The sequence below is a fragment of the Paenarthrobacter sp. C1 genome (assembly GCF_049315185.1).
GTDB lineage: Bacteria > Actinomycetota > Actinomycetes > Actinomycetales > Micrococcaceae > Arthrobacter > Arthrobacter nicotinovorans.
Genome location: NZ_CP186052.1, coordinates 2,207,525 through 2,230,509, shown reverse-complemented (window position 1 = coordinate 2,230,509; position 22,985 = coordinate 2,207,525). Strand labels below are relative to the sequence as shown.

The window sequence follows — 22,985 nt, the reverse complement described above, 5'->3', positions numbered from 1 at the left end:
TCATGGAAATCACCACTACGGCCTCATCACTTCCGCTGCGTCAAGCCTTGGCGGACGGCGTCACGGCCTGGAAACCCCGGGTTCAGGCACTCTCGCAGGAGCTGCATGCCAACCCCGAGATCTCCTTCCAAGAAGTCCAGGCCGCAGAGTCAATAACCTCCCTGCTCGCCGAAGGCGGCTTTGACGTCACCCAAGGAACGTCCGGGCTTCCAACAGCCTTCACCGCCACCGCGGGAACCGGTGAACTCACCGTTGCCCTGTGCGTGGAATACGATGCCCTGCCCTCAGTGGGTCACGCTTGTGGCCACAACCTCATCGCGGGAGCATCGATAGCTGCGGCACTGGCCCTGCTCCCCCATGTGGACGAACTCGGCATCACGTTGAAGGCGATCGGCACGCCGGCCGAGGAACACGGAGGCGGCAAAGTGCTGATGCTGGAGCGGGGCGCCTTCGACGGCGTCGGCCTTGCTTTGATGGTCCACCCGGTCCAGGACGGCGTCACGTACAACCCCGCCGGGACAACGGCTCAAGCAGTGGGCCGTTACGAGGCCGTGTTCACCGGAAAGGCTGCCCACGCGGCTGCCGCCCCGCATCTGGGCGTCAACGCCGGGGACGCAGCCGTGCTCAGCCAGGTGGCGATCGGCTTGCTCCGCCAGCAAATTCCGGGAGACCACCGTATTGCCTGTTACGTGGCGGAAGCCGGACACGTCACCAACATCATTCCGGACCATGCCGTGGTTCCGTTCGAATGCAGGGCCTTCACGCTCGCGGAGTACGAGGCACTGCTCGAACGGGTCAAGCGCTGCTTCGAAGGCGCCGCACTTGCAACCGGGACCACCCTGGAGATCACGGCGGCGGAACCGCTCTATGAGCCGCTGATCCAGGACGGCGAACTTGCCGCACACTGGACCGAAGCCATGGACGCGTTCGGCAAGGACACTTCCCCGGCGGCAGGAATGGGCGGCGGCTCCACGGACATGGGCAACATCTCCCAAGTAATTCCCTCCTTGCACCCGTGGCTGAGCATTCCAGGAGCCAACGTCCCCATCCACTCGCACGGCTTTGCAGCTCTTGCGAACACACCCGAGGCATACGCCGTGATGTTCGAGGCAGCCACCGCGCTGGCTTGGACTGTGGCGGGTGCCGCAACCAATCCCCAGCAGAGAGAACGCTTCGTCAATGCGGCCTACCGCAGTGAAGCCCCGATCCAGGAAGCAACATCATGAGCACCAGCACCGAAACCGCGCGGACGGACAAAGCCGGAACACGGCTTACGCTTCCCATTGCCGCGCTGGCGTTTGTCATCGCCCTTGCGGTCCAGTTCATTGGCCAGGCCAAGATTGATCTTGGCATTGGCGCGATCATCATCTTCCCCATGGTGTGGGGACTTATCCTCGGCCTGTTGGTCTCCATCCAGAAGTTCAAGCCGCTCGGCCTCGACCTCCAGCGCGTCGCGGCGGCCCTGGTCGGCGTCGCGGTTCTGCTCCTGGTGGCCAGGCTCGCCTTCAACATCGGGCCGAGCCTGCCGAGCCTCATCAAGGCCGGCCCCGCACTGCTGCTGCAGGAAGTGGGCCACTTGTTGGGAACCATCGTGTTGGCGCTGCCCCTGGCCGTACTGCTTCGCATGGGTAAGGCAACCGTGGGCGCAACGTTCTCCCTTGACCGCGAGCCCTCCTTCGCCATGGTCTCGGAGAAGTACGGCCCGGATTCCGATCAGTACCGCGGCGTCCTGGCCATGTACGTCTTCGGCACCCTGTTCGGTGCCATCTTCATCACCTTGCTGACCTCGTTGGTGGCCAACTGGAAGATCTTCGATCCCCTGGCCCTGGCCATGGGTGCGGGCGTTGGTTCCGGCTCCATGATGGCGGCCTCGGCGGCGAGCATCATCGCAGCCTACCCCGGCGACCAGGAAGCCATCCTGGGCATGGCCGCCGTCTCCAACCTCATCACCACCATCCTGGGTGTCTACGTTGGCATCTACATTGCCTTGCCCGTGGCCGACCGCTTCTACAAACTGCTCACGCGCAACAAGGAACCGCAGAAGGTTGCCGCCGGCACGGCTGCGGCTCCCCAAACCCGCACCGCAGCTGAGGTCGAGCAGGACGAGGTCCAAGCAGAAGAGAACCGCCGCTTCCGCGAAGAAGTCGCTAAGTCCTCGGCTGCCATCAAGTTGCCGTTGTGGCTTTCGCTGTCCGTCCTGACAGTGCTGGGCATCGGTACCGCATCGGTGGCCGCCAAGGGCCTGAGCCTGTCAGTCATTGCCGGCTACGGCATCATGCTCGCCTTGGTGCTCGTCAGCTTGTTCCTGGCAAAGGTCACCAGGAAAATCTCTGCCATAGTCTTCATCACGACCATCGGCGCCTACATTTCCAGCCCGTGGTTCTTCGGTGCCGGCGTCTTGAATGAGGCTGTGAAGACCGTGGACTTCCTGTCCATCGCCACAGTGATGCTGACGTTGGCCGGGCTCTCCCTCGGTAAGGACATTCCCCTCCTGCGCAACATCGGCTGGAAGATCATCCCCGTGGGCCTGGTCGCCATCACTGCGTCGTTCATCCTCTCCACAGTCATCGCCGAGTTCGCCTTGGGACTCTGGCACTGACAAACGGCTTCGGCCCGGATCCCCGCCTCGTGCGTGGATCCGGGCCGCTTCTGTCAGCGGCCGAAAGCTGACTGCAGACGGATCTGGCGGAGCGAAGCAAACGGGGCGAGAATAGGCACGTGGCCCCTCCACGCGCCCGCGGGACCGGCGACACCCTGAACCAGGACGCCCGCAAAATCCAACGCGTCTACCTCACATTGACGCTCGGCAATACGGTTGCGGCGTCTTTCATCTGGGGCATCAATACCCTGTTCCTGCTGGACGCCGGGCTGAGTAACCTTGAGGCCTTCGCCGCCAATGCTTTCTTCACAGCCGGCATGGTCCTCTTCGAAATACCCACTGGCGTAGTGGCCGATGGCTGGGGACGGCGCACGTCGTTCCTTCTGGGGACCGTCACGCTGGCGGCATCCACCTACTTGTACTACCTTCTGTGGCAGATCTCGGGTGCTTTCTGGATGTGGGCTGTGGTCTCCGTCCTCCTGGGCCTGGGATTCACGTTCTTCTCCGGGGCCGTTGAGGCATGGCTTGTTGATGCCCTTCGTTTCTCCGGCTATGAAGGCGGACTTGAATCCGTACTTGGCCGGGGCCAGATGGTCCAGGGCGTGGCGATGCTTCTGGGTTCCGTGGCCGGCGGCGTGATCGCCCAGGCCACCAACCTTGGGGTGCCGTTCCTGCTCCGCGTCGCGGTGCTGCTTGCCATGTTCGCCGTCGCCTTCGGACTCATGCACGACGTCGGCTTCTCACCGGAGCGTTCGACGCACCCGCTACGGGCTACCCGTGCCGTACTGACGGCGTCGATCGAGAACGGGCTGAAAAACCCGCCCGTACGATTCGTGATGCTGGCCGCGCCCTTCAGTGCCGGCGTCGGCATCTATGTCTTTTATGCGTTGCAGCCCTATCTTCTTGACCTCTTCGGCGACCCGCAGGCCTATTCAATCGCCGGTCTTGCCGCCGCGATCGTGGCCGGCTCGCAAATCCTTGGCGGTTGGTTGGCACCTCACGCCCGGAGCCTTTTCCACAAACGCACTTCTGTACTGATCCTGGGCGGGACGGGTGGCTGCGTGATCCTGCTGGTCTTAGGGATCACCCACAATTTTTGGATCGCCTTGGTACTGTTGGCGCTATGGGGCGTGGTGGGATCTGCCGTCACCCCGGTCCGGCAGGCGTACGTGAACGACATGATCCCTTCCAAACAGCGGGCAACTGTCCTCAGCTTCGATTCTCTGATGGGCTCGAGCGGTGGCGTCGTCATTCAGCCATTGTTGGGCCGTGGCGCAGACCTGTACGGATATCCGGCGTCGCTGGCCATGGCCGGAGTCATCGAACTGCTTTCCGTGCCGTTCCTGTTGGCGAGCCGCAAGCAGGGCGCAGCGGCAGACCGGTCCAGCACTCCCGATTCCAACCCGAACAATGAAAGCGCGGACACTACGTGATCTCACTGCACCAGGACGCCCAAGGCTTCATCCGCATGAAGCGGCACTTCCCATCAAGCGTTACTGTGGCCATCGAGTTCACCGACGGAACTCGGGAAATCTTCGCCGCAAGCCGACTCAACGGGATCTTTGATGAGGCGTTGGCGGCCTACAGGGCTGGAAACCACCTCGACGCCAAAGGCTTCAAGCGCGGGCCCGTCAAAAAGCAGCAACAGGGAATCGAATTTGTCCAGGTCTCGCCGGGAATGGGCCAACCTCTACCTTCGCCCTGAGGCATGGTCAACGCAGAACGGCGTCCATGGCCTGGCTTCAAGCCGGCCTTCCGGGATGTCCACCCCACAGACTTCACAGCGGCCATAGGTGCCGGCGGCGATCCTCGCCAGGGCCGCATCGATGTGCTGGAGGCCCTCCTTGCTTTGGTCAAGGAGGGCGGACGCCTGCGACAGCTCGAAGGCTATGGTGCTGCCCTCCGGATCATGTTCGTCGTCCACATTGGAGTCCTGGCGGGCGGCATTGACCGACGTGATGTCGCTCCGGAGATCTGAGAGCAGCAATAGCCTGCGTTCTCGTTCTTGCTCAAGGACAAGCCGGAACCGTTCCGCGTCAACCATGTCGGCTCACAGTTCCACGGTGTCACTTTCGCCCACGCTGAAGCGTGAGTTGGTTACTTTGGACTTGACCCACTGGAGTACCGTGGCTGCGGTACCACCGGGGCTGGTCCAGTATTCAGCGGAATCTGAATCCACGTGCAGGAGGCAAACCTCGGGAGTGTCAGGGCCGTCAGGGAACCACGCCTCCACAACCTGGTTCCAGAGCTCATGGATTTTTGCGCGGTCCGTGACAACCTCGGCAGTTCCGGCGACGGAGACCCACTCCGTATTCTTGCCGAAGGAAACGTTGACGCGGGAATCCCGGCGTATGTGGGCAACCTGGGAGGTGCCCAGTCCTGTGAAGAACCACATGTCGCCGTCGCCCTTGACGTCCTGGACAGCCAGCGGCCGGCTGACCAATGCGCCTTCTTCATTGATGGTGGTCAACATCCCGATCCTGGAATCGTTGATGATGCCGGTGACTTTGCTGATGCCCTGCTCTTCAGTCATATTCCGCTTCACTTCCTTTTCCTCCGGGGACTTTCCCCACTCGGACAGCCTATTAGTAAGTTTCCTTATTTACTAGGCGGCCGTGTAAAAGCCGGCACGGAGAACAAGGAAGGGGACTTCTTGGGAATCATGACGGCGCCCCATCCGTTCTGTTGATAAGAGGCGTGCCGATCGCAAGCCTGCCCGGCATCGGGCGAACATCGTACGAGGAAGTTTGGGGACTGCCATGATGTTGAATGAAACCATTGCCCACCTCCGTGCCGCGCACCTGATGGTCCGGGACGCCGAGGAATGGGACGCCTTGTCGACAGCCCTCACGGACGCCTACAGCGCCAACGATGAAGACCTCATAGAGCAGCTCCAATCCCCGTTTCTGCAATCATGGCGGACGGTCACGCGATATGTCCTCCGAGACACCTTCGACAACGCCGGCATCTCTGTTGCCGAGCCCAACGACCCATGGGGCATCGCGATTCTGACTTCACGCGGAGTGACTGCCGAACCCGTTCTCTGCACAAAGGCGCCGACAGGACGCCACAGCGCTTTCGAAGCGCCGGCCAGTCCGGTCGCCGGGGCTCTCTCAGGCCTGCGCCTGATGACATTCCCGGAGACCATGGACCACTACGCCGAGTCCTTAAGGCCTTTGTTCAGCGAACTGGATGCCCGGCAGGTCGGTTAGCCTCCACCACCTCTGCCGAGTGGAGTATCGATAACGCGGGGAACGTACTCCAACATTTGAAGCCGGCCATCAAACGTCCGGCTCTCCACCATGTCCAAAGCAACATCCGGGTAGCCGTCGTAGATCCGCTCGCGGCCGGTCTTGCCAGTGATCACCGGGAAGACCACCAGACGGTATCTGTCCACCAACCCGGCTGACAGCAAGGATCTGCACAGACTCAAACTGCCCAGGGTGCTTAAGGTGCCGGTACGTGTCTGCTTCATTTCCCTTACCGCTTCCACGGCGTCCCCGGAGACGAGTTCGGAATTCGGCCAGGCCAAGGGCTCTTTCAAGGTGGAGGAGAAAATGACCTTGGGCACGGCCGCCAGGCCCGCCAGGCTGTCGCCTTCTTCCTTGGAAAATCCGGAGTCCGCCTCGCCGGCCTGCCCGGACATGCCCGACATGAGCCGGTAGGTATTCGCTCCCATGAGAGTGGTGACGTCCTTCTTGGCCTCTTCATCGAGCCAGGCAAGGTATTCCGGACCCTCAAGGCCCCACCATCCCGGCCACCCCTCGGCCGAGGCATAGCCGTCCAGGGAGATAATCAGATCCACCAGCAGGGTTGCAGTGTGATCGCTCATGGCAGTCCTCCCGGTACGGCGGTCAACGAAAGCACGCGAACGAAAGCCCGCGCGCAAATGCTAGCCCCGCGCCGGACAGCTGTTCAAGGGGGAACGCTAAAGCGCCACCAGCACGAGTCCTCCGAGCGTGCTGACAATTCCAATGCCCGTGAGGATCCACCCCAGAATCAACACTGTATGGTCGAACCGCGGCGGCTCCAGCGAGCACCGTGAAGGATGGCAGGCATCGTAGTGAACCACCACGGGACCGGAATCAACCCCGCCCTCCGTGGCCGCAACGTCCAGCAGGACCTTCCGCTCCTCCTGGTCCTGGTCCATCCACTGCAGCCCCAGGTAGCCTCCAGCAGCGAACCGCTCGCCGTCGGCAGTGACCCATGTGCACCGGCGTCGGGCGATGATCCATGCCCAGACCAGCAAGGGCACGCCGGGGACGAACCCCACCCACGTCATCATCTCCAGGATGGGGCCCAGAAAATCCACGGGCCCGGTCATGACTCGATCCTAGAGGGGGCAAGTGAACATCGGGTATTCGGCGGGGTGGAAGTCCGGGCCCGGGCAGACGTGCAAGGCTTGTTCAATGGACCTGGAAATCTCCCCATCCCTGACGATTCCTTCATGGGAGCTGAGCTGGCGGTTCTCGCGTTCTTCAGGGCCGGGCGGCCAGCACGTCAACACCACTGACACCCGGGCCGAGCTGACGTGGGATGTTGCTGCTTCTGCTACTTTGACCGACGAGCAGCGGCAGTTACTGCTCAAAAGCCTGGCAAAGCGTCTCGTGGCCGGCGCTGTTACTGTGACCGCTTCCGAGGACAGATCACAGTTGCGGAACCGTGAGCTCGCGCTCGCCAAGCTGGCCGGGCTCATCAGGGCTGGATTGGTTCCCGCGACGGTCCGGCGTGCGTCCAAGCCCACCCGCGGTTCGGCACGCCGTCACCGGGTGGCCAAAGAGCACCGATCCGCAACCAAGCAACAACGACGGCGGCCTGCCGCAGATTAGTGCGAACTCCCCTGTTGGTGAACGGATCCTGGTGGGACCATACAGTCATGGCACCCATACAGCGCATCCGTCCCGAGGGGCTTGTCTCAAGCCCGGCCTTCAGCCACGTTGCCGTGGTTCCGCCGGGCGCGACCACCATCCACATCGGTGGCCAGAACGCCGTTGACGCCAGTGGAAGGCTCATTGGCGAAGGGGACGCGGCCATCCAGTCCGCGCACGCCCTCGACAATGCTGAAACTGCCCTGCAAGCGGCAGGTGCCAGCCTTGGTGATGTCATCCAGTGGAATGTCCTGTTCGTTGAAGGAGCCGACCTCGCGGCAGGATACGGGGCAATTGCGTCCAGGCTTGCCTCAGACGAACCACCCTTGGTGACCGCGGCCTTTGTCGCCGGCCTGGGTGTACCCGGCGCCTTGGTTGAGATCAGCGCTGTGGCCGCCATCGAGCGCGACGACTAAGACCGGCGGCCGGCTATGCCCCCGGCTGCGCCCCAGGCCGCATGGGCCACACAGTCCGTCAGGCCGATAGAGTCGTACCAATGGACAGTAAACTGACAATCGCCAGCGGGACCGAAGCCGCCCAACCGCCCCTGAACTCCGGCGACCTTGACGGTGGTTTCGTCCAGGTGCGCGGAGCCAAGGAGAACAACCTCCGCAACGTGGACGTCGATGTTCCCCGCGACGCTATCGTGGCCTTCACTGGAGTGTCGGGATCCGGAAAGTCCTCCTTGGCTTTCGGCACAATCTTCGCCGAGGCCCAGCGACGCTATTTCGAATCCGTCGCCCCCTACGCCCGACGCCTGATCCAACAGGGCCACAACCCCAAGGTTGAGTCAATCACGGGGCTGCCGCCCGCCGTCGCGCTGCAACAACGCAGGGGAACGGCAACCGCCCGGTCAAGCGTCGGCACGCTGACAACACTGTCCAACTCGCTGCGGATGCTCTTCTCACGTGCAGGCAGGTACCCGGAAGGGGCAAGCCAGCTCGACTCCGACGCTTTCTCGCCGAACACGGCCGCCGGCGCCTGCCCCGAATGCCACGGCCTGGGCGTGGCCCACACCGTAAGCGAGGAATCCCTCGTCCCCGATACGTCCCTGAGCATCAGGGACGGTGCCATCGCAGCGTGGCCGGGAGCCTGGCAGGGCAAGAATCTCCGCGACATCCTCAGCCACTTGGGATACGACGTCGATACGCCGTGGAAGAAGCTCCCCAAAAAGGACCGCGACTGGATCCTCTTCACCGACGAACAACCGGTGGTGGAAGTGACGCCGCAAAGGGATCGTGTGGCCAAGCCGTACAAGGGCCGTTTCTGGAGCGCGAAAAGCTACGTCCTGCACACCCTCGCGGATTCCAAGAGCAGCACCATGCGAGACCGCGTACTTCGTTTCATGGAGACCGGACGGTGTCCCATGTGCGGAGGCAGCGGACTCAGGCCGGAGGCGTTGGCGGTAACTTTCGCAGGCAAGACCATCGCCGAACTCAACGCGTTGCCGATGACCGAACTGGCCCGTCTGATCCGTCCCATCACGGAGGCCACCTCGGCCAGCACAGCATCCCGTACCCAGACCTCCGGCGAGACCAACGAGGTAGCAATCGCCATAACCCGTGATCTCCTCAACCGCATCACCGTGCTGCTGGACCTGGGCCTGGGGTACCTCGCCTTGGGCCGTCCGACGCCCACTCTCTCCCCCGGCGAAATGCAACGCCTCCGGATCGCCACACAGCTCCGCTCCGGCCTTTTCGGCGTGATCTACGTCCTGGACGAGCCCTCCGCAGGCCTCCACCCGGCCGATGCCGAACCGCTCCTCGCCGTGCTGGACACGCTCAAAAGCTCCGGTAATTCGGTGTTTGTGGTCGAACACAACATGGACTTCGTTCGCGCCGCTGACTGGTTGGTGGACGTGGGGCCGCACGCCGGCGAAGGAGGTGGCCAGATACTTTACAGTGGCCCTGTGGCGGGGCTGGAGGCTGTGGCGGATTCCGTCACCCGCCCGTTCCTTTTCCCTGACGGCGCCAGCGGCGACCGAGCCAAAGAAGCGGCCGACGACGGCCATGTCGCCACCGGGACCGGACACACGCCCCGGGAAGCAAAGGAAGCCCGGGCAGCCAGGGAAACCACCAACTGGCTGCAGCTCAAGAACGTCCACCGGCACAATCTGCGGAACCTGGACGTGGATTTCCCGCTGGGCGTGATGACGGCGGTAACGGGCGTCTCGGGATCCGGGAAGTCCACCCTGGTCAGCCGGGTACTCGCAGACGTGGTGGGCGCCGGGCTCCATCCGGAGTCACCCGGCGACGCCGGTGCTGGTGGCATCGAAAACCTGGCCGTGGACGCCGGGGCCGCGGACGCACGGGCCGCGGACGCGCCTGCATTGGTGTCAGGCCTTCACCAGCTCGACCGGCTGGTCCAGGTCGACCAAAAACCCATCGGCCGGACCCCGCGTTCCAACCTGGCCACCTATACCGGGCTGTTCGACGGGGTCCGGAAGGAATTCGCGGCCACCGACGACGCACGCGCCCGCGGCTTCGGAGCCGGCCGGTTCTCTTTCAACGTAGCTGGTGGCCGCTGCGAAACCTGCCAAGGCGAAGGGTTCGTGGCGGTGGAGCTCTTGTTCCTCCCCGGCAGTTACGGCCCGTGCCCGGAATGCCACGGTTCGCGGTTCAACCCCGAAACACTCGAGGTCACCTACCGTGGGAAGAACATCGCCGACGTCCTGGGCATGACCGTCAATGCCGCAGCTGCCTTCTTGTCCGATCTGCCGTCCGTGTCCCGCAGCCTGCAGACCCTCAAGGAAGTTGGCTTGGGATACCTGCGGTTGGGTCAGCCCGCAACGGAACTCTCCGGCGGTGAAGCCCAACGCATCAAACTGGCCACCGAGCTCCAACGCGTCCAACGCGGCCACACCCTGTACCTGTTGGATGAGCCCACCACCGGCCTGCATCCCGCCGACGTCCAACTCTTGATGGCGCAGCTGCACAGGCTGGTCGATGCCGGCAACACGGTAGTGGTGGTCGAACACGAGATGGACGTGGTGGCCGGGGCGGATTGGGTCATCGACCTGGGCCCCGGGGGCGGCGACGCCGGCGGGGAGATCATGATCGCAGGGCCGCCGGCCGTCGTCGCGCGTTCCACTTCGGGACGAACGGCGCCCTACCTCGCCGCCGCCCTGGGCCAGTAGGCCTAACGCCGGGGAATGTTCCGGAGATTGCTGCGTGCCATGCTCACGGCTTCTCCGGCGCCCCGGTTCAGGACCACCTTGGACATGGCCGTGGCGAATCCAATGACCTGGGATCCGGAAATCTTCGGCGGAATGGACAGCGCATTGGGGTCGGTGATGAGTTCCACCAAGGCTGGCCCGGGATGGGCGAACGCGGCGCGGTAGGCACCTTCAATGTCGGCGGGGTCCGTGACCCGCACGGCGTGGAAGCCCAGGGCCTTGGCTACCGCGGCATAATTGGCGTCGGGAACATCCACGCCGAAGTCCGGCAGCCCATCCACCAGCATCTCCAGCTTCACCATGCCCAAGGTGGAGTTATTGAACACAACCACCTTCACAGGCAACTGGTGTGCGGCCACGGTCACGAGCTCGCCGAGCAGCATTGAAAGGCCTCCGTCACCGGAGACAGACACCACCTGTCGCTCCGGATAGGCCACCTGGGCGCCGATGGCATGCGGAAGCGCGTTGGCCATGGACCCATGGAGGTAGGAGCCGATGAGGCGACGGGTCCCCAGGGGATTGATGTAGCGCGCCGTCCAGACGTTGCACATGCCGGTATCGGCGGTGAAAACCGCATCTTCGGCCGCTACCTGGTCCAGGAGCGAAGCGGCATATTCCGGGTGGATGGGTTGTTTCTTTTCTACTTTGCGGGTGTAGGCCCCCACCGCCTTGTTCATCAGGCGATCGTGCTTCTTGAGCATCTGGTCGAGGAAGCGGCGGTTCTTCTTGGGCCGGACCAGTGGCAGGAGGGCGTTCAGGGTAGGCAGCACGTCACCGTGAACGGCAATGTCGACGTCGGTGCGTCGCCCCAGGCGCTGCGCCGCCCGGTCCACTTGGGCTGTCCGGGTGTCCGGAAGGAACTGGTCGTACGGGAAGTCCGTCCCGAGAAGGATCAAGAGATCCGCGTCCTCGATGCCTTCCGCCGCAGCTCCGTAACCCAGCAAGCCCGTCATGCCGATATCGAACGGGTTGTCGTACTGGACAAAGTCCTTGCCCCGCAACGAGTGCCCAATGGGCGCGTTGATCAGCTCAGCCAGTGAGATCAATTCGTCGTGGGCGCCCGCAACGCCTGCTCCGGCGAAAATGGCCACCTTTCCGGCGTCGTTAATGGCATCCGCCAGCTCTCGGACACTTGCCTGGTCAGGCACCAGACTGGCGGGACGGAACGTCGCCGGAAGGGGCGTCGGTGCTGCCGCCTCAAGATCTGCAATGTCGCCGGGAAGCGTCACGACGGCCACTCCCCCCAAGCCAACCGCATTCTGGATGGCGCTATGCATGACACGTGGAGCTTGCTCGGGGGTGCTGATGAGCTCGGAGTACACGGAGCACTCGTTGAAGAGCCGGTCCGGGTGGGTCTCCTGGAAGAAGCCGCTGCCAATCTGCCTGCTCGGAATATGTGACGCAATGGCCAGGACCGGAGCGCCGGTGCGGTTGGCGTCGTACAGGCCGTTGATCAGGTGAAGGTTGCCTGGACCACAAGATCCTGCGCAGACGGCCAGCTTTCCCGTTAGTTGCGCTTCAGCCGCAGCAGCAAATGCAGCCGCCTCCTCGTGGCGGACGTGGATCCAGTCAATGCCCCCGTTTTTCGAGCCGCCTGTCTGACGGACAGCGTCAACAATTGGATTGAGGCTGTCGCCCACGATTCCATAAATCCGCTGCACGCCCGCAGCTTGGAGTTGTTCAATGAGTTGGGTGGCAAGTTCTTTGGCCATGCTGTGCAAGCTCCCTCAATTGTGGTGGTGGGCTGACATGGCCAATATAGTCGGCCAGCCTCATCAACGCCTGGGAGCAGGTCCGGCCTACGCCGCCAGCCGGACCTCGAACAGGCGCTCCGCCAGGCCCACGAGGTAGTCGGGGACGTCCTCCTCCAATCCCCCGGTTCCGTGTCCCAGGAACACGGCATTGCCGCTGACGGTGCCTTCCAAGGACGTGCCCGCTTCACGCATCAGGACCTCTGCGCGCGGATTCAGGGGCAAAGGAATATGAATTGCCTGGTCGTTCAGAAGGACATGCCAGCCCTGCCCGTCTATTGCTTCAACATTTCCTTCGACGATTGACTGGCACGCTTCCACTGTTTGTCCGATATCCTCCAGGCGAACCCGCTCACCCAGGCGGGCAGGCACAATCAAGGCAACTATCTTTGGCAAAATCTGGTTTTCCATTGCTGCAACTCTCAATTCCAAGCGACAGTAACTGTTCTCTATGAAGCCCGCCGAGGGTTGGTGCCACCTGCTAACGGCCGAGGCCCCACGCCATTGTGGGCGGCCTCGGCACGGCTTATCGTTGGTTTTTCCTGGGCTTGGAAAAGACGGTGTCGCTTGATTCAGCCTTTGCCCGCTTTTCCGCACGCTTTTCCAGAATGGTCTTGCCCTGCTTTTTCATTTTTGCACCATTGGGTGATTTACCGGACATTTCCATCTCCTTTCCATCTCCTTGTTCTTTGCTTATGACAACACCATACCTACTTATATTTTTAAAGCCAGTCCGCGGATTATCCCTACGCAGCAGACAGCCAAGGTTTCGATTTTTCCTTCCCCGTGCTCTGGTTGGATCCGATGTTCATTGCTAGCGTGACCGCATGAGCCCCTCCAAGACACCGGCGGAGATACTCGACATTGGCGGCGCCGAAGTCCGTATCTCCAACCCGGACAAAGTGGTCTTTCGCGAGCCAGGGTTGAGCAAGCTCGATCTTGTCCGCTATTACCTGGACGTTGCCGAAGGTGCACTCCGAGGGGCTGCCGGCAGGCCGATGGTGCTGAAGCGCTTCCCAAAAGGCATTGACGAGGAGCCTTTCTTCCAAAAACGGGTCCCGGAGAACCACCCCGGCTTCATCGACACTGCAACGCTGCACTATTCATCCGGGACGTCTGCGGAGGAGACCGTCATACGTGATGCCGCGGGCCTGGCGTGGGTGGTCAACCTGGGGTGCCTGGACCTCAACCCGCACCCGGTCAGGGCAGAAGACCTGGAACACCCCGACGAACTCCGTGTCGATCTCGATCCCATGCCTGGGGTGGACTGGTCGCAGATAGTGGACACCGCGTATGTTGCGCGTGAGGTGCTCGGCGATGTCGGGCTGGTTGGCTGGCCCAAGACAAGCGGTTCACGCGGACTTCACATCCTGGTCCGGATTGCGCCCCGATGGACCTTCAGGGACGTTCGGTTGGCCGCCGAGACCCTCGCACGCGAGGTGGAGAACCGGGCGCCAGGGCTCGCCACCGCAAGGTGGTGGAAGGAAGAACGGGGTGAGAGCGTCTTCGTGGACTTCAACCAAAATGCCAAGGACCGAACGGTGGCATCCGCCTACTCCATCCGGTCGCGGCCCGACGCCCGGGTCTCCATGCCGCTCACCTGGGATGAAGTCCGCTCCGCGCGCCCGGAACAGTTCACGGTACTAACTGTTCCGGAACGATTCGCCGCGATAGGTGATCCGCATTCGGGAATCGATGACGCGGCCGGCTCGCTGGACGGTCTGCTTGCCTTGGCCGCAGAACTCGGCCCGGCTGAGAAGGCACCGCGTGCCGGTGATGGTTCCGGCCGACGGACATCCTCAATGCCTCTGATCGAGGTAGCGCGGACCAAGACCAAGCCTGAAGCGCTTAAAGCCCTCGAGCAATGGAAGGAACTTCACGAAGGCGTCGTTCCCAAACTGCATCCGGCAGACGTTCTGATCGACGGCATGCGCGGATCGAGCTCGCTGTGGTACCGGGTCCGGGTCAACCTGCAGCACGTTCCGGAACCGGACCGTCCCCCACAGCAGGAGCTTATTGCCGATTACGACCCCTGGGCCGGCCGGGAATGGCCCGGAAAACCCTGACACGCCACGTCCCCCGGTGGGAGTAGAGCTGTGCGCCAACATCACCTGAAGCGGTCCGGAAATCGAAGGCACCCGTGATGCAAAGCTTGTCCGTGTCCCTGGTCCTCATCGCGGCCATGGCCGTCGCGGCACCCCTCGCCGCACGCTTCGTGGAGCGCGCGGTGAAAGTGCCAATCGTGGTTTTCGAGATCGTCCTAGGCATGCTCCTCGGGCCCAGCCTGCTGGGTTGGGTCCAGTCCACCCAGTTCACGGATACCTTGGCCGACTTCGGGCTGGCCATGCTGTTCTTCGTCGCCGGCAACGAAATCGACTTCAGGGCGATACGCGGCCGTCCCCTTGGCCGGGCTTCCGCCGGCTGGGTCATCTCCCTGGCGGCCGGCGTGGCTGCCGGCTTTGCTCTGACGTCCGCCGCCGAGCCGGCGGTGATTATCGGCGTCGCGCTCTGTTCCACCGCGTTGGGCACCCTGCTGCCCATCCTGCGGGACGCCAGCCAGGCGAAGACGCCGACTGGCATCGCCGTCACCGCTTTGGGGGCCGTGGGCGAGTTTGGCCCTCTGGTCGCCATCTCGCTCTTCTTCAGCGGCAGGCAGCTGGGAGCAGCATCCGCAGTGCTTCTTGGATTCGTTCTCCTGACGGCAGCAGCGATATTCCTGGCCTCGCGCTCACGGCACGTACTGTTCCATTCGCACATCACCCGGACGCTCCACACCAGCGGACAGTTCGCCGTACGGTCCATCATGCTTATCCTCAGCTTGCTGGTGGTCCTAAGTACGCTGCTGGGTCTTGACATGTTGCTGGGGGCTTTCGCGGCGGGGGTGCTGTGGAAAGTTGCCATCGCCCGGGCGCCGGAGGCGGAGCGGACCGTCATCGAGAGGAAAGTCGACGCGATCGCCTTCGGGTTCCTGGTCCCGGTCTTCTTTATCGACACGGGCATTGACTTCGAGCTGGCTTCCTTGACGTCGAGTCCCCTGGCCTTGGCGATGGTTCCGTTGTTCCTCGGCTTGCTCCTCCTGGTCCGTGGATTGCCGTGCGTGCTGGCAGCGCCGGTGGGCGCCACGGCGGCCGCGAAGCGCGCGATCGTTCTTTTTGGTGCCACGGGTTTGCCGGTCATCGTGGCTGTCACGGCCATTGGCAGGGACCACGATCTGATTTCGAGTGGCATCGCATCAGCGTTGGTCGGCGCAGGAATGCTTTCCGTCCTGCTGTTTCCGTTGCTGGCTCTTCGCCAGCTCCAGGGCACCTCATTGCCACGGCCGGCCCCGGAGAAAGAGAAACCCTGACCGTCGGGCTATTTCACCTCGGTGAGCGCGGAACCCTTATGGGCCGCCCGCGCTCCGGTTTTGTCCGATTCCACCACGTATTGCGGCTCGTCTTCGCTGGCGCGGTGGGTGTTGCCATCCAGCTGGAAGTCGCTGGTTTTCTTTTCAATTATTTTGCCGTGTGTCTTGCCCTGGGGAGTGTTCCACTCAACGTGGGTTCCAGCTTTCAGTGCCATGTCAGCCCTTTCGGTAGAGGTTCAGCGTACTGTCCAAGGCGGCGCTCCCGCCGCTGCCCGGCTTGCCGCCCCGCCCCTTCCCTGCCGTAATATTCTGCAAGCCTGGCCAATCCCTCGTCGAGGGACACCTCCGGCGACCAATCGAGGAGCCGGCGGGTTTCACGCTGGTCAAACCAGTGGGCTGTTGAAAGCTGCTCGGCAAGGAACCTGGTCATGGGAGGTTCCTCCTCACGGGCTGCCCAGGTCCACAGTTTCTCAACCAAGACTCCTGCCGCCCTCGCTGCAACACCCGGTACTGTCCACGACGGCGCCTGCACGCCACCCGCAGCACAGATCCCTGCCAGCAGCTCGCCGATGGGTCGCGGCTCACCGTTGCTGACCACCACGGCCCTGCCATGAACAGCATCCATCCGGTGCAGGGCGGCAACAATCGCAGACGCAGCATTGTCCACGTAGGTAGTGTCGATGAGGGCTGCACCGGCATCCAGGAGGGGCAAGCGGTTGCTATTGGCCCGCGCCAGGACGCGCTCCACCAGCTGCGTATCGCCGGGACCCCACACAATGTGTGGCCGGACGGCGGCAACCCGGAAGCCCGGAGAATCCGCGGCCAAGGCAAGCAGCTCTGCTTCCGCCTTGGTGCGTGAGTAGTGACCGTGGGCGCGCAACGGGTCGGCCGTTTCCGCGCCGAGACCGGCGATCGCCTGCCCGGAGTTCGCAACCGATGGAGAAGAGACAAACACGGTGTCCCCCACTCCGGCCGCCTGCGCGGCGTCAATCAGACGCTGGGTTCCTTCGACGTTGATGGCATGGAAGTCCTCGGCACGGCCGGCGAACGAGACCTTCGCAGCCAGGTGGATGATCCCTTCCGTGCCGTCCACGGCGCGCATGACGGCGGATCCATCCGTCACAGATCCGCAAACATCCACAGCGCCGACAACTCCGGAAGGCCGTCTCTGGAAGGTGGTCACGTCATGGCCCTGCCGGACCAGCAAGCGGGCTACTTCGCCCCCGAGCAGCCCGCTGGCACCGGTGACAAGGACCCTCATGGCGTTCCCGGACGGCCGCCGGCCAGGACGCGCGAAGCCCATCGGGCCAAGCGGGCCCTGTCGATCTTCGCGTTGTGCCGGATATCGGTCGGCTGGGCAGGTACCGCCAGGACGGCCGACACCTGGACGCCGGCATCATGCGCCGCGCGCCTGACGTGGCCGGCAAGTTGCGGCGTGGCCGGACCCGCTTTGCGGACAGGCGGGACAGTTTCGACGACGGCGGCAACAGCCTGGGTGCCGGCCGGCCCCACTCCCACGATCGCAGCCAGGCGGATGCTATCCAACCGTTCAATGGCTTGCTCAGCGCCCACCGGTGTCACCACAGCGCCGGGCGCGGTCACGACGTGGGCGAGGCGGCCTTCCACCCAAAGCCGCCCAACGGCGTCGAAATGGCCTACGTCACCGGTGCGGTGCCATCCAGCAGGATTGACGCTCACCTGCTGGGTGAGCCAAAGCCTGTCATAGGCTTCCTTGACGTGCGGCGCGCTCACCAGGATTTCGCCGGTTACGCCCGGGCTTGTCACGGGAACCGGCCCGGACGCCGTACCGTCCGCTTCCAAGGGGATGATTGCCAAGCGGGCACCCTGCACCGGCGTTCCGACGCACACGCCGTTCCCGGCACCGCGAACAGTTTCGGCTGCCGCTTCCGCTTCTGCCGCCTGGATTTCCTCGAGGCTGATGTCCGTGACCGGGAGTGCCTCCGTCATGCCATAGGGGGTGTGCAACGACGCTCCCGGCAGGATCTTCTGCACGTCAACAAGCAATGGTTCGGGCACCGGCGCCCCGGCGGACAAGAGCAAGCTGACACGGCCCAACGCCGCACGCCCTGTTTCGTCCAAGGCGTCGCCGGTGGCCACGACATTGTGGAGGGCCGCAGGCGCGGCGAAGACCACCGTAGCGTCGATGGCAGTCACAGCATCAGCCAAGGCCCGCGCCGTCAGGGTCCGGGGGGCCGTAACATCCATGTCCGGAATGACGGAAACCGCGCCAAGCGCCGGGCCCAAGAGGGCAAACGGTGCGAACCCCGCAACGAGCCGGGACCCTTCCTTGATGCCGAACGTCCCGGCTACGGTATCCCGCATTGCCGTCAATTGGCGGTGCGTGTAGAGGACCCCTTTCGCGGGGCCGGTGGAACCGGAGGTGAAAAGCACTGCGGCCGGCGCATCGGGATCGCTTGATTCCGGTGATTGTGCTGCCGGTCTCGCGGCTCCCCGCCGCATTAGGGCGTCCAGTGAGGTTTCCACCCCGAAGGTACGACGCCGCACGGCCGGCAGGTCGCGCACGCTGATCCGCCGTCCGGGCCACCCGAGCAGCGATGCCGCGAGCAGGGCCTTGTCGATACCGACGATGAAGTCCGCGGTTGCACCCTTCACCGCCCGGCTCAGGCCTTTGGTTCCCAGACCCGCATCAGCAACCACTACCACGGCGCCGAGGCGCAAACAGGCATACAGGGTGACCGTGAGATCCACACCGGGAGGGACCATCAGGCTCACGCGACTTCCCTTACCGACGCCCATGTCCCGCAGTCCTGCCTCGAGGTCCAGAATGTTCCGGTGCAGCTGGTGCCATGTCAGCGAGCGGCTGACAGTGCCGTCCGGACCCATTTCGGCCACAGCAGTTTCTGCACTGGCCGTTCCCGTTGCCAACACGTCAACAGAATCCCAGAACGGACGGAACCGGGGCGGGCCGTTCCCCTCGGCACTTTGCTGGCCTGGGTCGGGCAGGCTTGAGTGGCTGGAAAGAGCCTGTTGGCTTGAAGGGGTCGGTGCATTCCCGGCGAGCCACTGAAAGAGTGGTGACGCAATGTCCCGATCCTCGGCCACCAGGTGGCCGGCACCTTCAAAGCGGTGCACATCCGCGTGCGCGAGCCGGTCGATGAGGTCCTTGAGGTACCTGTCGGAGAAGATGGGATCCCTTGGGCCCCACATCATGAGCGCCGGGACCTTCAGGCCACGGAGGCCCTCCGCGATACTCTGCAGAGCCGGGAAACTGGGGTGCGTTGCATCTACCGGGATGTCGGCTACGAAGTTACCCACCCCGGCCCGTCGTTGCACGCCACGATAGGGCGCCATGTAGGCCTTGCGAATATCGGCAGCCAGTGGTGGGTGCGCGAGGGAATGGGTGACACGCAAAAAGGCGTCCGATGTCGTGGTTCCCCAACGGTGCACCGCAGGGTGCAAAGCGAGGCGAAGTGCCGGCGGGATGGGCGAACCGGACGGCTGATGGACCGCGGTATTCGTCAGGACCACGCCGGCCAGCTGTTCCTGGTGCGCCAGCGCCCAGCCGAGGCTGATCACTCCACCCCAGTCGTGACCTACTGTGGTGACCGGTCCTTGGAGGTCCAAGGCATCGCTCAGGTCGCCAAGATCGTTGATCCGGTCCTGCAAGCGGCGGAAGGTGCCGGTTCGCTCGGAAAACCCCATGTCCAGTTGATCAACAGCCACTACCCGCCACGGATGGGCCGGGTTGGATCCGGCAGACAACAGAGTCCGCCACAAATAGGACCAGGTTGGGTTGCCATGAACGCACAGCAGCGTGCCAATGGGGGTCAGTCCCTGTCTGGCAAGCTGGGCACCGTTGTCCAGAATGTGCCAGCGCCGCGTGATGCCGGGAGCATCCACTGCCGATGTTGACGTGACGTCAATTGACCGGGACCATGCAGGATCCACGCCTGGCCAGCTGGTGGCTACCAAACGATCTCCACCATCCCCGCGTTAAGACCGGAGCCCACCCCCATGCACAAGATCCGGTCACCGGAACTCAGCGACTGGGCCTCAGCCGCGAGGGTCATGGGGAGGGAGGCAGGCCCAACGTTGCCCCAGTGCGGGAAGGTAATAGGGACTTTGTCGGGATCGAGATCGATGGCATTGATGATGGCCTGCGTATAGGCATTGCTGACCTGATGGGTCACGTAGCGGTCCATGGCAGCCCAGTCCCAGTCGGGCATGGCCTCGTGCCAGGCATCCACCACCAGTTGAAGGCCGCCGTCAAGCAGGCCCTTCGTATCGGTGCTCATGCCGTCAATGCCGCCCACACACAATTCGTGGTGTTCGGTGCCGGCCCTCATCACTCCGCCCACCAGCCGATGCGCACCCGGGTGCTCGTTCGCGGGGCCGAGGACAGCGGCGGCGGCGCCGGATCCCAGTGTCAGTGTGGCGAATTCGCGGTTGAAATCGTCCCGGGTGGTCTCCGGCCGCTGCAGGCGCGCCAAGGTAGCTTCCTGGGTACTTTGGGCATCTTCACCATTGACGATCACGGCGTACTTAATCTGGCCGGAGTCGATCATGTTGGCCGCAAGGATCAAGCCGTTCACGAAACCCAGGCAGGCATTGGCCAGGTCAAAGTTCATGGCCGACGACGGCAGGCCCAGCTCGTGGTGGATCTTCACGGCAACAGAGGGTTCCAGGTTGCGCCTTGTCACCGAGGTGTTGATGAGCAGGCCGACTTCGGAAGCTTCGACGCCGGCCTCGGCCAAGGCTTTTGCCCCGGCATCCACTGCTGCATCGTCGAAGGACGTACCGGCTGCCCACCACCTTCGATGCGTCACTCCGGCCACGCGCTCAAGCAACCGCGGCGGAAACTTCAGCCGTTTCAGCGTGGCAGCCAACCTATGGTCGAAATCCGTCGAACTCACAATTCTGGGAGCTTCAACGCTGCTCACCGAGAGCAATGCGGTATTGCTGTGCCGGAAGGTTGCATTCCCTGCCAAGTCGAGCCCCTGTTCGTTTCCGTCTTGCATTCTTGCGGTGACTGTACCCATCGATGCAAGCCCAAGACATTAACTATGCAGGTGAAAACCCCGTCGCGCATATTTGGCACCCGTTTTCATGCGTGACGATCCCCACGGCGCCCCTTCCACGAGGACTTTCTGCTGGCATAGTGTGGGCAGACGCCCAGGGAGGAGAAGCCATGTTGATCTGCGCAGCGTGCGCTGTCGAACGCGAGGAACCCGTACCCGATCTGTGCCCCATCTGCACCGACGAACGGCAATACGTGCCCGAAGCCGGACAGCAGTGGCTTTCCCTGGAGGGGCTGGCCACTGCCGGCCAGCAATCAGTCTTGGTAGATAACGAACCAGGACTAATGGGAATCAGAACGCAACCGAAAGTCGGTATCGGCCAGACGGCCCAACTCGTCGTGACTCCCGCCGGTTCGCTGTTGTGGGATCCACCCGGATACCTGGACGACCACGCGGTGAACATGGTCCTGGGACGCGGGCCGGTCCTGGCCGTCGCGGCCAGCCATCCGCATATGTACGGAGTACAGGTGGAATGGTCACAACGGCTGGGCGGAATTCCGGTTCTGGTGCCAGAAGCGGATAGGGAGTGGCTGGGACGCCAGGATCCCGCGATTTCCTTCTGGTCCGGAACGTTCGACATTGCCGACGGGCTGACACTCCACCAAACCGGAGGCCATTTTCGCGGCAGCGCCGTGGTGCACTGGGCAGCCGGGGCCGAAGGTCGAGGAGTCCTGCTGTCCGGCGACAGTGTCTTTCCCAATCCGGACCGCCGATCCGTTTCCTTCATGCGGAGCTACCCCAACCACTTGCCACTGTCAGGTTCTGTGGCGTTGCGGATCGCCGCCCAGCTGGACGAACTGACCTTTGACCGGATCTACGGCAACTTCAACAACGTCATCCGGTCCGACGCAAAAACTGTTCTTCGGAACTCCGCCGCGCGGCATGCCGCGTGGGCGCGGGGCGACTTTGACCACCTGAGCTGACAACGCGGTTGCTCCAAAGCATTGCACGAACGATGTGTCGCATGTCATACTTTTCTCGATACGCATCGACGATACGTATCGACAACATCATTTTTGTTCACTGGACATCACCGTTCAACAGAGCTTGAGGAGGCCTGGCAATGCCCACCAGCAAGGACGTTGCCCAGGCCGCCGGCGTTGCGCAGAGTACGGTGTCGTACGTCCTGAGCGGCAAGCGCCCCATATCCGAAAAGACCCGGAAAAAAGTCGAAGCTGCCATCGAAGAGCTGACGTACCAGCCGAACGCCGGGGCCCGCGCCTTGGCCGGGCGCAGGACGCGCGTGATCGGGTTGGTCATCCCCTTCATTCCAGAGCTGGAAATGGCTTCCCTCATGGAATTCGTTTCCGTGATTGCCTCAACGGCAAGGCAGTTCGACCACGACATCCTGCTGGTCACCGAGGACGAAGGCGCTGCAGGACTCCGCAGGGTGGTGGGCCAGCAGATCTGTGACGGCTTGATCCTGATGCAGGTGGAGGACGAGGACGAACGGCTTCCCGTAGCGAGGACACTCAATGTCCCCGTGCTGCTCATCGGCATCCCCCGGGATCCCTCCGGACTGGTCTGCATCGATGCGGATTTCGAGATGGCAGGCAGCCAATGCGTCCGTGACCTGGCAGCCGCGGGACACTCAGTCATCTCGATGATCGAATGGCAGCCGGCGGTCGTCAACCGCCACGTGAATTACGTTGACCGGTTCATGCGCGGAGTTGACCGAGCAGCCGAATCCGTGGGGGTATCCGTACAGCACTTCCCGGGAGGGGCTGACGTGGCAACCATCACGGATTCCGTGGACAAAGCGCTGGCCGCCACGGAGGGTGTGCCGGCCTTCATTGCGCCTGACCGCACCATCCAGGACATCCTTCGCCGCGCACTCGCAGCGCGTGGGCTAACGCCCGGCAAAGACGTTTCCATCATCGGCAGCGCTTCTCCCACCCTTGCCGAACTGCAGCCCGTGCCACTTTCAACCATCGATCTGCGCCCGAAGGAAGTATCCCGGCGCGCTGTACAAATTATTTGCGAACTCCTCGAAACCGGAACTCCGGGACCACACGAATCCCTGGAACTGGTACCCACGGTGGTTACGCACCGTGGCAGCACGCTCCGTCCACCCCACGGCAGCTAGCATTTCCCCGCATTAACCCTGCCCCATTCCAGTATCAACAACTTTATCGATACGCATCGTCGATACGCATCGATGATGCCGCAACTACCTTGATCACCCG

General features: G+C 63.2%; 23 protein-coding genes. 12 read left to right on the top strand and 11 right to left on the bottom strand.

The genetic code is table 11. From position 1 onward, the window contains the following. The first annotated feature begins 2 nt into the window (after positions 1-2). From ACNAOU_RS10460 to ACNAOU_RS10445, 4 genes are all read left to right on the top strand, one after another. Positions 3-1,226: an amidohydrolase gene (locus ACNAOU_RS10460; RefSeq protein WP_079581217.1), complete on the top strand. Its 1,224-nt coding sequence runs from the start codon at positions 3-5 to the stop codon at positions 1,224-1,226. Beyond that, positions 1,223-2,599 (top strand): DUF3100 domain-containing protein, encoded by a 1,377-nt coding sequence (locus ACNAOU_RS10455; protein WP_422758611.1) that lies wholly within the window; start codon positions 1,223-1,225, stop codon positions 2,597-2,599. Before ACNAOU_RS10460 ends, ACNAOU_RS10455 begins: the two co-directional genes overlap by 4 nt. 119 nt (positions 2,600-2,718) lie before the next feature. Continuing rightward, positions 2,719-4,032 (top strand): MFS transporter, encoded by a 1,314-nt coding sequence (locus ACNAOU_RS10450; protein WP_422758610.1) that lies wholly within the window; start codon positions 2,719-2,721, stop codon positions 4,030-4,032. Then, entirely contained in the window at positions 4,029-4,304 is a 276-nt protein-coding gene (locus ACNAOU_RS10445; RefSeq protein ID WP_018779643.1) for a hypothetical protein, read from the top strand. Before ACNAOU_RS10450 ends, ACNAOU_RS10445 begins: the two co-directional genes overlap by 4 nt. On the opposite strand, the gene ACNAOU_RS10440 is transcribed toward ACNAOU_RS10445, so the two are convergent. Further along, positions 4,290-4,643, bottom strand: coding sequence for a TraR/DksA family transcriptional regulator (locus tag ACNAOU_RS10440; protein ID WP_081623390.1), 354 nt, complete (start codon positions 4,641-4,643; stop codon positions 4,290-4,292). The genes ACNAOU_RS10445 and ACNAOU_RS10440 overlap by 15 nt on opposite strands. Before the next feature lie 6 nt (positions 4,644-4,649). Then, on the bottom strand, positions 4,650-5,132 hold the full coding sequence (locus ACNAOU_RS10435; RefSeq protein ID WP_422758609.1) for a pyridoxamine 5'-phosphate oxidase family protein: 483 nt from the start codon (positions 5,130-5,132) through the stop codon (positions 4,650-4,652). Positions 5,133-5,358: 226 nt separating this feature from the next. Between ACNAOU_RS10435 and ACNAOU_RS10430 the strand changes: the two genes are divergently transcribed. Next, positions 5,359-5,811, top strand: coding sequence for a hypothetical protein (locus ACNAOU_RS10430; protein ID WP_179128346.1), 453 nt, complete (start codon positions 5,359-5,361; stop codon positions 5,809-5,811). On the opposite strand, the gene ACNAOU_RS10425 is transcribed toward ACNAOU_RS10430, so the two are convergent. Then, positions 5,808-6,431: a dihydrofolate reductase family protein gene (locus tag ACNAOU_RS10425; protein ID WP_422758608.1), complete on the bottom strand. Its 624-nt coding sequence runs from the start codon at positions 6,429-6,431 to the stop codon at positions 5,808-5,810. The genes ACNAOU_RS10430 and ACNAOU_RS10425 overlap by 4 nt on opposite strands. 96 nt (positions 6,432-6,527) lie before the next feature. Beyond that, positions 6,528-6,923 (bottom strand): hypothetical protein, encoded by a 396-nt coding sequence (locus ACNAOU_RS10420; RefSeq protein WP_039241123.1) that lies wholly within the window; start codon positions 6,921-6,923, stop codon positions 6,528-6,530. An 85-nt stretch (positions 6,924-7,008) separates the two neighbouring features. Between ACNAOU_RS10420 and arfB the strand changes: the two genes are divergently transcribed. From arfB to ACNAOU_RS10405, 3 genes are all read left to right on the top strand, one after another. After that, complete coding sequence (gene arfB, locus ACNAOU_RS10415) at positions 7,009-7,428, top strand: alternative ribosome rescue aminoacyl-tRNA hydrolase ArfB (protein ID WP_039241121.1); 420 nt, start codon at positions 7,009-7,011, stop codon at positions 7,426-7,428. 47 nt (positions 7,429-7,475) lie between these two features. Continuing rightward, positions 7,476-7,883, top strand: a complete 408-nt coding sequence (locus ACNAOU_RS10410; RefSeq protein ID WP_422758607.1) for a RidA family protein — start codon at positions 7,476-7,478, stop codon at positions 7,881-7,883. 80 nt (positions 7,884-7,963) lie between these two features. Continuing rightward, a complete protein-coding gene (locus ACNAOU_RS10405; RefSeq protein WP_422758606.1) occupies positions 7,964-10,603 on the top strand; it encodes an ABC transporter in 2,640 nt (879 codons plus the stop codon). A 2-nt stretch (positions 10,604-10,605) separates the two neighbouring features. Here the strand turns inward: ACNAOU_RS10405 and ACNAOU_RS10400 are convergent, their stop codons facing one another. The 3 genes from ACNAOU_RS10400 to ACNAOU_RS10390 form a co-directional block, all read right to left on the bottom strand. Further along, entirely contained in the window at positions 10,606-12,354 is a 1,749-nt protein-coding gene (locus tag ACNAOU_RS10400; RefSeq protein WP_039241116.1) for a pyruvate dehydrogenase, read from the bottom strand. Between the two features lie 87 nt (positions 12,355-12,441). Beyond that, positions 12,442-12,804, bottom strand: a complete 363-nt coding sequence (locus ACNAOU_RS10395; protein ID WP_422758605.1) for a DUF3846 domain-containing protein — start codon at positions 12,802-12,804, stop codon at positions 12,442-12,444. Positions 12,805-12,919: 115 nt separating this feature from the next. Beyond that, positions 12,920-13,054, bottom strand: coding sequence for a hypothetical protein (locus tag ACNAOU_RS10390; protein WP_269453333.1), 135 nt, complete (start codon positions 13,052-13,054; stop codon positions 12,920-12,922). A 166-nt stretch (positions 13,055-13,220) separates the two neighbouring features. Here ACNAOU_RS10390 and ligD point away from each other — a divergent pair, with 166 nt between their 5' ends. Beyond that, on the top strand, positions 13,221-14,459 hold the full coding sequence (gene ligD / locus ACNAOU_RS10385) for a non-homologous end-joining DNA ligase (protein WP_055976147.1): 1,239 nt from the start codon (positions 13,221-13,223) through the stop codon (positions 14,457-14,459). A gap of 77 nt (positions 14,460-14,536) precedes the next feature. Next, positions 14,537-15,739 carry a cation:proton antiporter gene (locus ACNAOU_RS10380; protein ID WP_422758604.1) on the top strand — a complete coding sequence of 401 codons (1,203 nt, stop codon included), beginning with the start codon at positions 14,537-14,539 and terminating at the stop codon, positions 15,737-15,739. Positions 15,740-15,747: 8 nt separating this feature from the next. On the opposite strand, the gene ACNAOU_RS10375 is transcribed toward ACNAOU_RS10380, so the two are convergent. From ACNAOU_RS10375 to ACNAOU_RS10360, 4 genes are read right to left on the bottom strand one after another with little or no spacing between them, the layout of a single operon-like run. Then, the gene (locus tag ACNAOU_RS10375) at positions 15,748-15,954 is read right to left on the bottom strand and encodes a DUF2945 domain-containing protein (RefSeq protein WP_018779657.1); all 207 of its coding nucleotides are present in this window, start codon (positions 15,952-15,954) and stop codon (positions 15,748-15,750) included. Then, a complete protein-coding gene (locus ACNAOU_RS10370) occupies positions 15,945-17,000 on the bottom strand; it encodes an NAD-dependent epimerase/dehydratase family protein (protein ID WP_422758603.1) in 1,056 nt (351 codons plus the stop codon). Before ACNAOU_RS10370 ends, ACNAOU_RS10375 begins: the two co-directional genes overlap by 10 nt. Then, positions 16,997-19,693 carry an alpha/beta fold hydrolase gene (locus tag ACNAOU_RS10365; RefSeq protein ID WP_422758602.1) on the bottom strand — a complete coding sequence of 899 codons (2,697 nt, stop codon included), beginning with the start codon at positions 19,691-19,693 and terminating at the stop codon, positions 16,997-16,999. The genes ACNAOU_RS10370 and ACNAOU_RS10365 overlap by 4 nt, the downstream gene beginning before the upstream one ends. Then, on the bottom strand, positions 19,687-20,739 hold the full coding sequence (locus tag ACNAOU_RS10360; protein WP_018779660.1) for a 3-oxoacyl-ACP synthase III: 1,053 nt from the start codon (positions 20,737-20,739) through the stop codon (positions 19,687-19,689). Before ACNAOU_RS10360 ends, ACNAOU_RS10365 begins: the two co-directional genes overlap by 7 nt. A gap of 170 nt (positions 20,740-20,909) precedes the next feature. Here ACNAOU_RS10360 and ACNAOU_RS10355 point away from each other — a divergent pair, with 170 nt between their 5' ends. Both ACNAOU_RS10355 and ACNAOU_RS10350 read left to right on the top strand, forming a co-directional pair. Then, entirely contained in the window at positions 20,910-21,722 is an 813-nt protein-coding gene (locus ACNAOU_RS10355) for a hydrolase (RefSeq protein ID WP_422758601.1), read from the top strand. A gap of 140 nt (positions 21,723-21,862) precedes the next feature. Further along, positions 21,863-22,885 (top strand): LacI family DNA-binding transcriptional regulator, encoded by a 1,023-nt coding sequence (locus ACNAOU_RS10350; RefSeq protein WP_018779662.1) that lies wholly within the window; start codon positions 21,863-21,865, stop codon positions 22,883-22,885. Positions 22,886-22,985: the final 100 nt, after the last annotated feature.

Bases quoted from the DNA above. Each gene is read 5' to 3' on its own strand.
- ACNAOU_RS10360 (WP_018779660.1), bottom strand. From the start codon at position 20,739: ATGCAAGACGGAAACGAACAGGGGCTCGACTTGGCAGGGAATGCAACC.
- ligD (WP_055976147.1), top strand. From the start codon at position 13,221: ATGAGCCCCTCCAAGACACCGGCGGAGATACTCGACATTGGCGGCGCC.
- ACNAOU_RS10380 (WP_422758604.1), top strand. From the start codon at position 14,537: ATGCAAAGCTTGTCCGTGTCCCTGGTCCTCATCGCGGCCATGGCCGTC.
- ACNAOU_RS10425 (WP_422758608.1), bottom strand. From the start codon at position 6,431: ATGAGCGATCACACTGCAACCCTGCTGGTGGATCTGATTATCTCCCTG.
- ACNAOU_RS10435 (WP_422758609.1), bottom strand. From the start codon at position 5,132: ATGACTGAAGAGCAGGGCATCAGCAAAGTCACCGGCATCATCAACGAT.
- ACNAOU_RS10390 (WP_269453333.1), bottom strand. From the start codon at position 13,054: ATGTCCGGTAAATCACCCAATGGTGCAAAAATGAAAAAGCAGGGCAAG.
- arfB (WP_039241121.1), top strand. From the start codon at position 7,009: ATGGACCTGGAAATCTCCCCATCCCTGACGATTCCTTCATGGGAGCTG.
- ACNAOU_RS10370 (WP_422758603.1), bottom strand. From the start codon at position 17,000: ATGAGGGTCCTTGTCACCGGTGCCAGCGGGCTGCTCGGGGGCGAAGTA.
- ACNAOU_RS10395 (WP_422758605.1), bottom strand. From the start codon at position 12,804: ATGGAAAACCAGATTTTGCCAAAGATAGTTGCCTTGATTGTGCCTGCC.
- ACNAOU_RS10405 (WP_422758606.1), top strand. From the start codon at position 7,964: ATGGACAGTAAACTGACAATCGCCAGCGGGACCGAAGCCGCCCAACCG.
- ACNAOU_RS10410 (WP_422758607.1), top strand. From the start codon at position 7,476: ATGGCACCCATACAGCGCATCCGTCCCGAGGGGCTTGTCTCAAGCCCG.
- ACNAOU_RS10350 (WP_018779662.1), top strand. From the start codon at position 21,863: ATGCCCACCAGCAAGGACGTTGCCCAGGCCGCCGGCGTTGCGCAGAGT.
- ACNAOU_RS10455 (WP_422758611.1), top strand. From the start codon at position 1,223: ATGAGCACCAGCACCGAAACCGCGCGGACGGACAAAGCCGGAACACGG.
- ACNAOU_RS10355 (WP_422758601.1), top strand. From the start codon at position 20,910: ATGTTGATCTGCGCAGCGTGCGCTGTCGAACGCGAGGAACCCGTACCC.
- ACNAOU_RS10460 (WP_079581217.1), top strand. From the start codon at position 3: ATGGAAATCACCACTACGGCCTCATCACTTCCGCTGCGTCAAGCCTTG.
- ACNAOU_RS10400 (WP_039241116.1), bottom strand. From the start codon at position 12,354: ATGGCCAAAGAACTTGCCACCCAACTCATTGAACAACTCCAAGCTGCG.
- ACNAOU_RS10430 (WP_179128346.1), top strand. From the start codon at position 5,359: ATGATGTTGAATGAAACCATTGCCCACCTCCGTGCCGCGCACCTGATG.
- ACNAOU_RS10375 (WP_018779657.1), bottom strand. From the start codon at position 15,954: ATGGCACTGAAAGCTGGAACCCACGTTGAGTGGAACACTCCCCAGGGC.
- ACNAOU_RS10440 (WP_081623390.1), bottom strand. From the start codon at position 4,643: ATGGTTGACGCGGAACGGTTCCGGCTTGTCCTTGAGCAAGAACGAGAA.
- ACNAOU_RS10420 (WP_039241123.1), bottom strand. From the start codon at position 6,923: ATGACCGGGCCCGTGGATTTTCTGGGCCCCATCCTGGAGATGATGACG.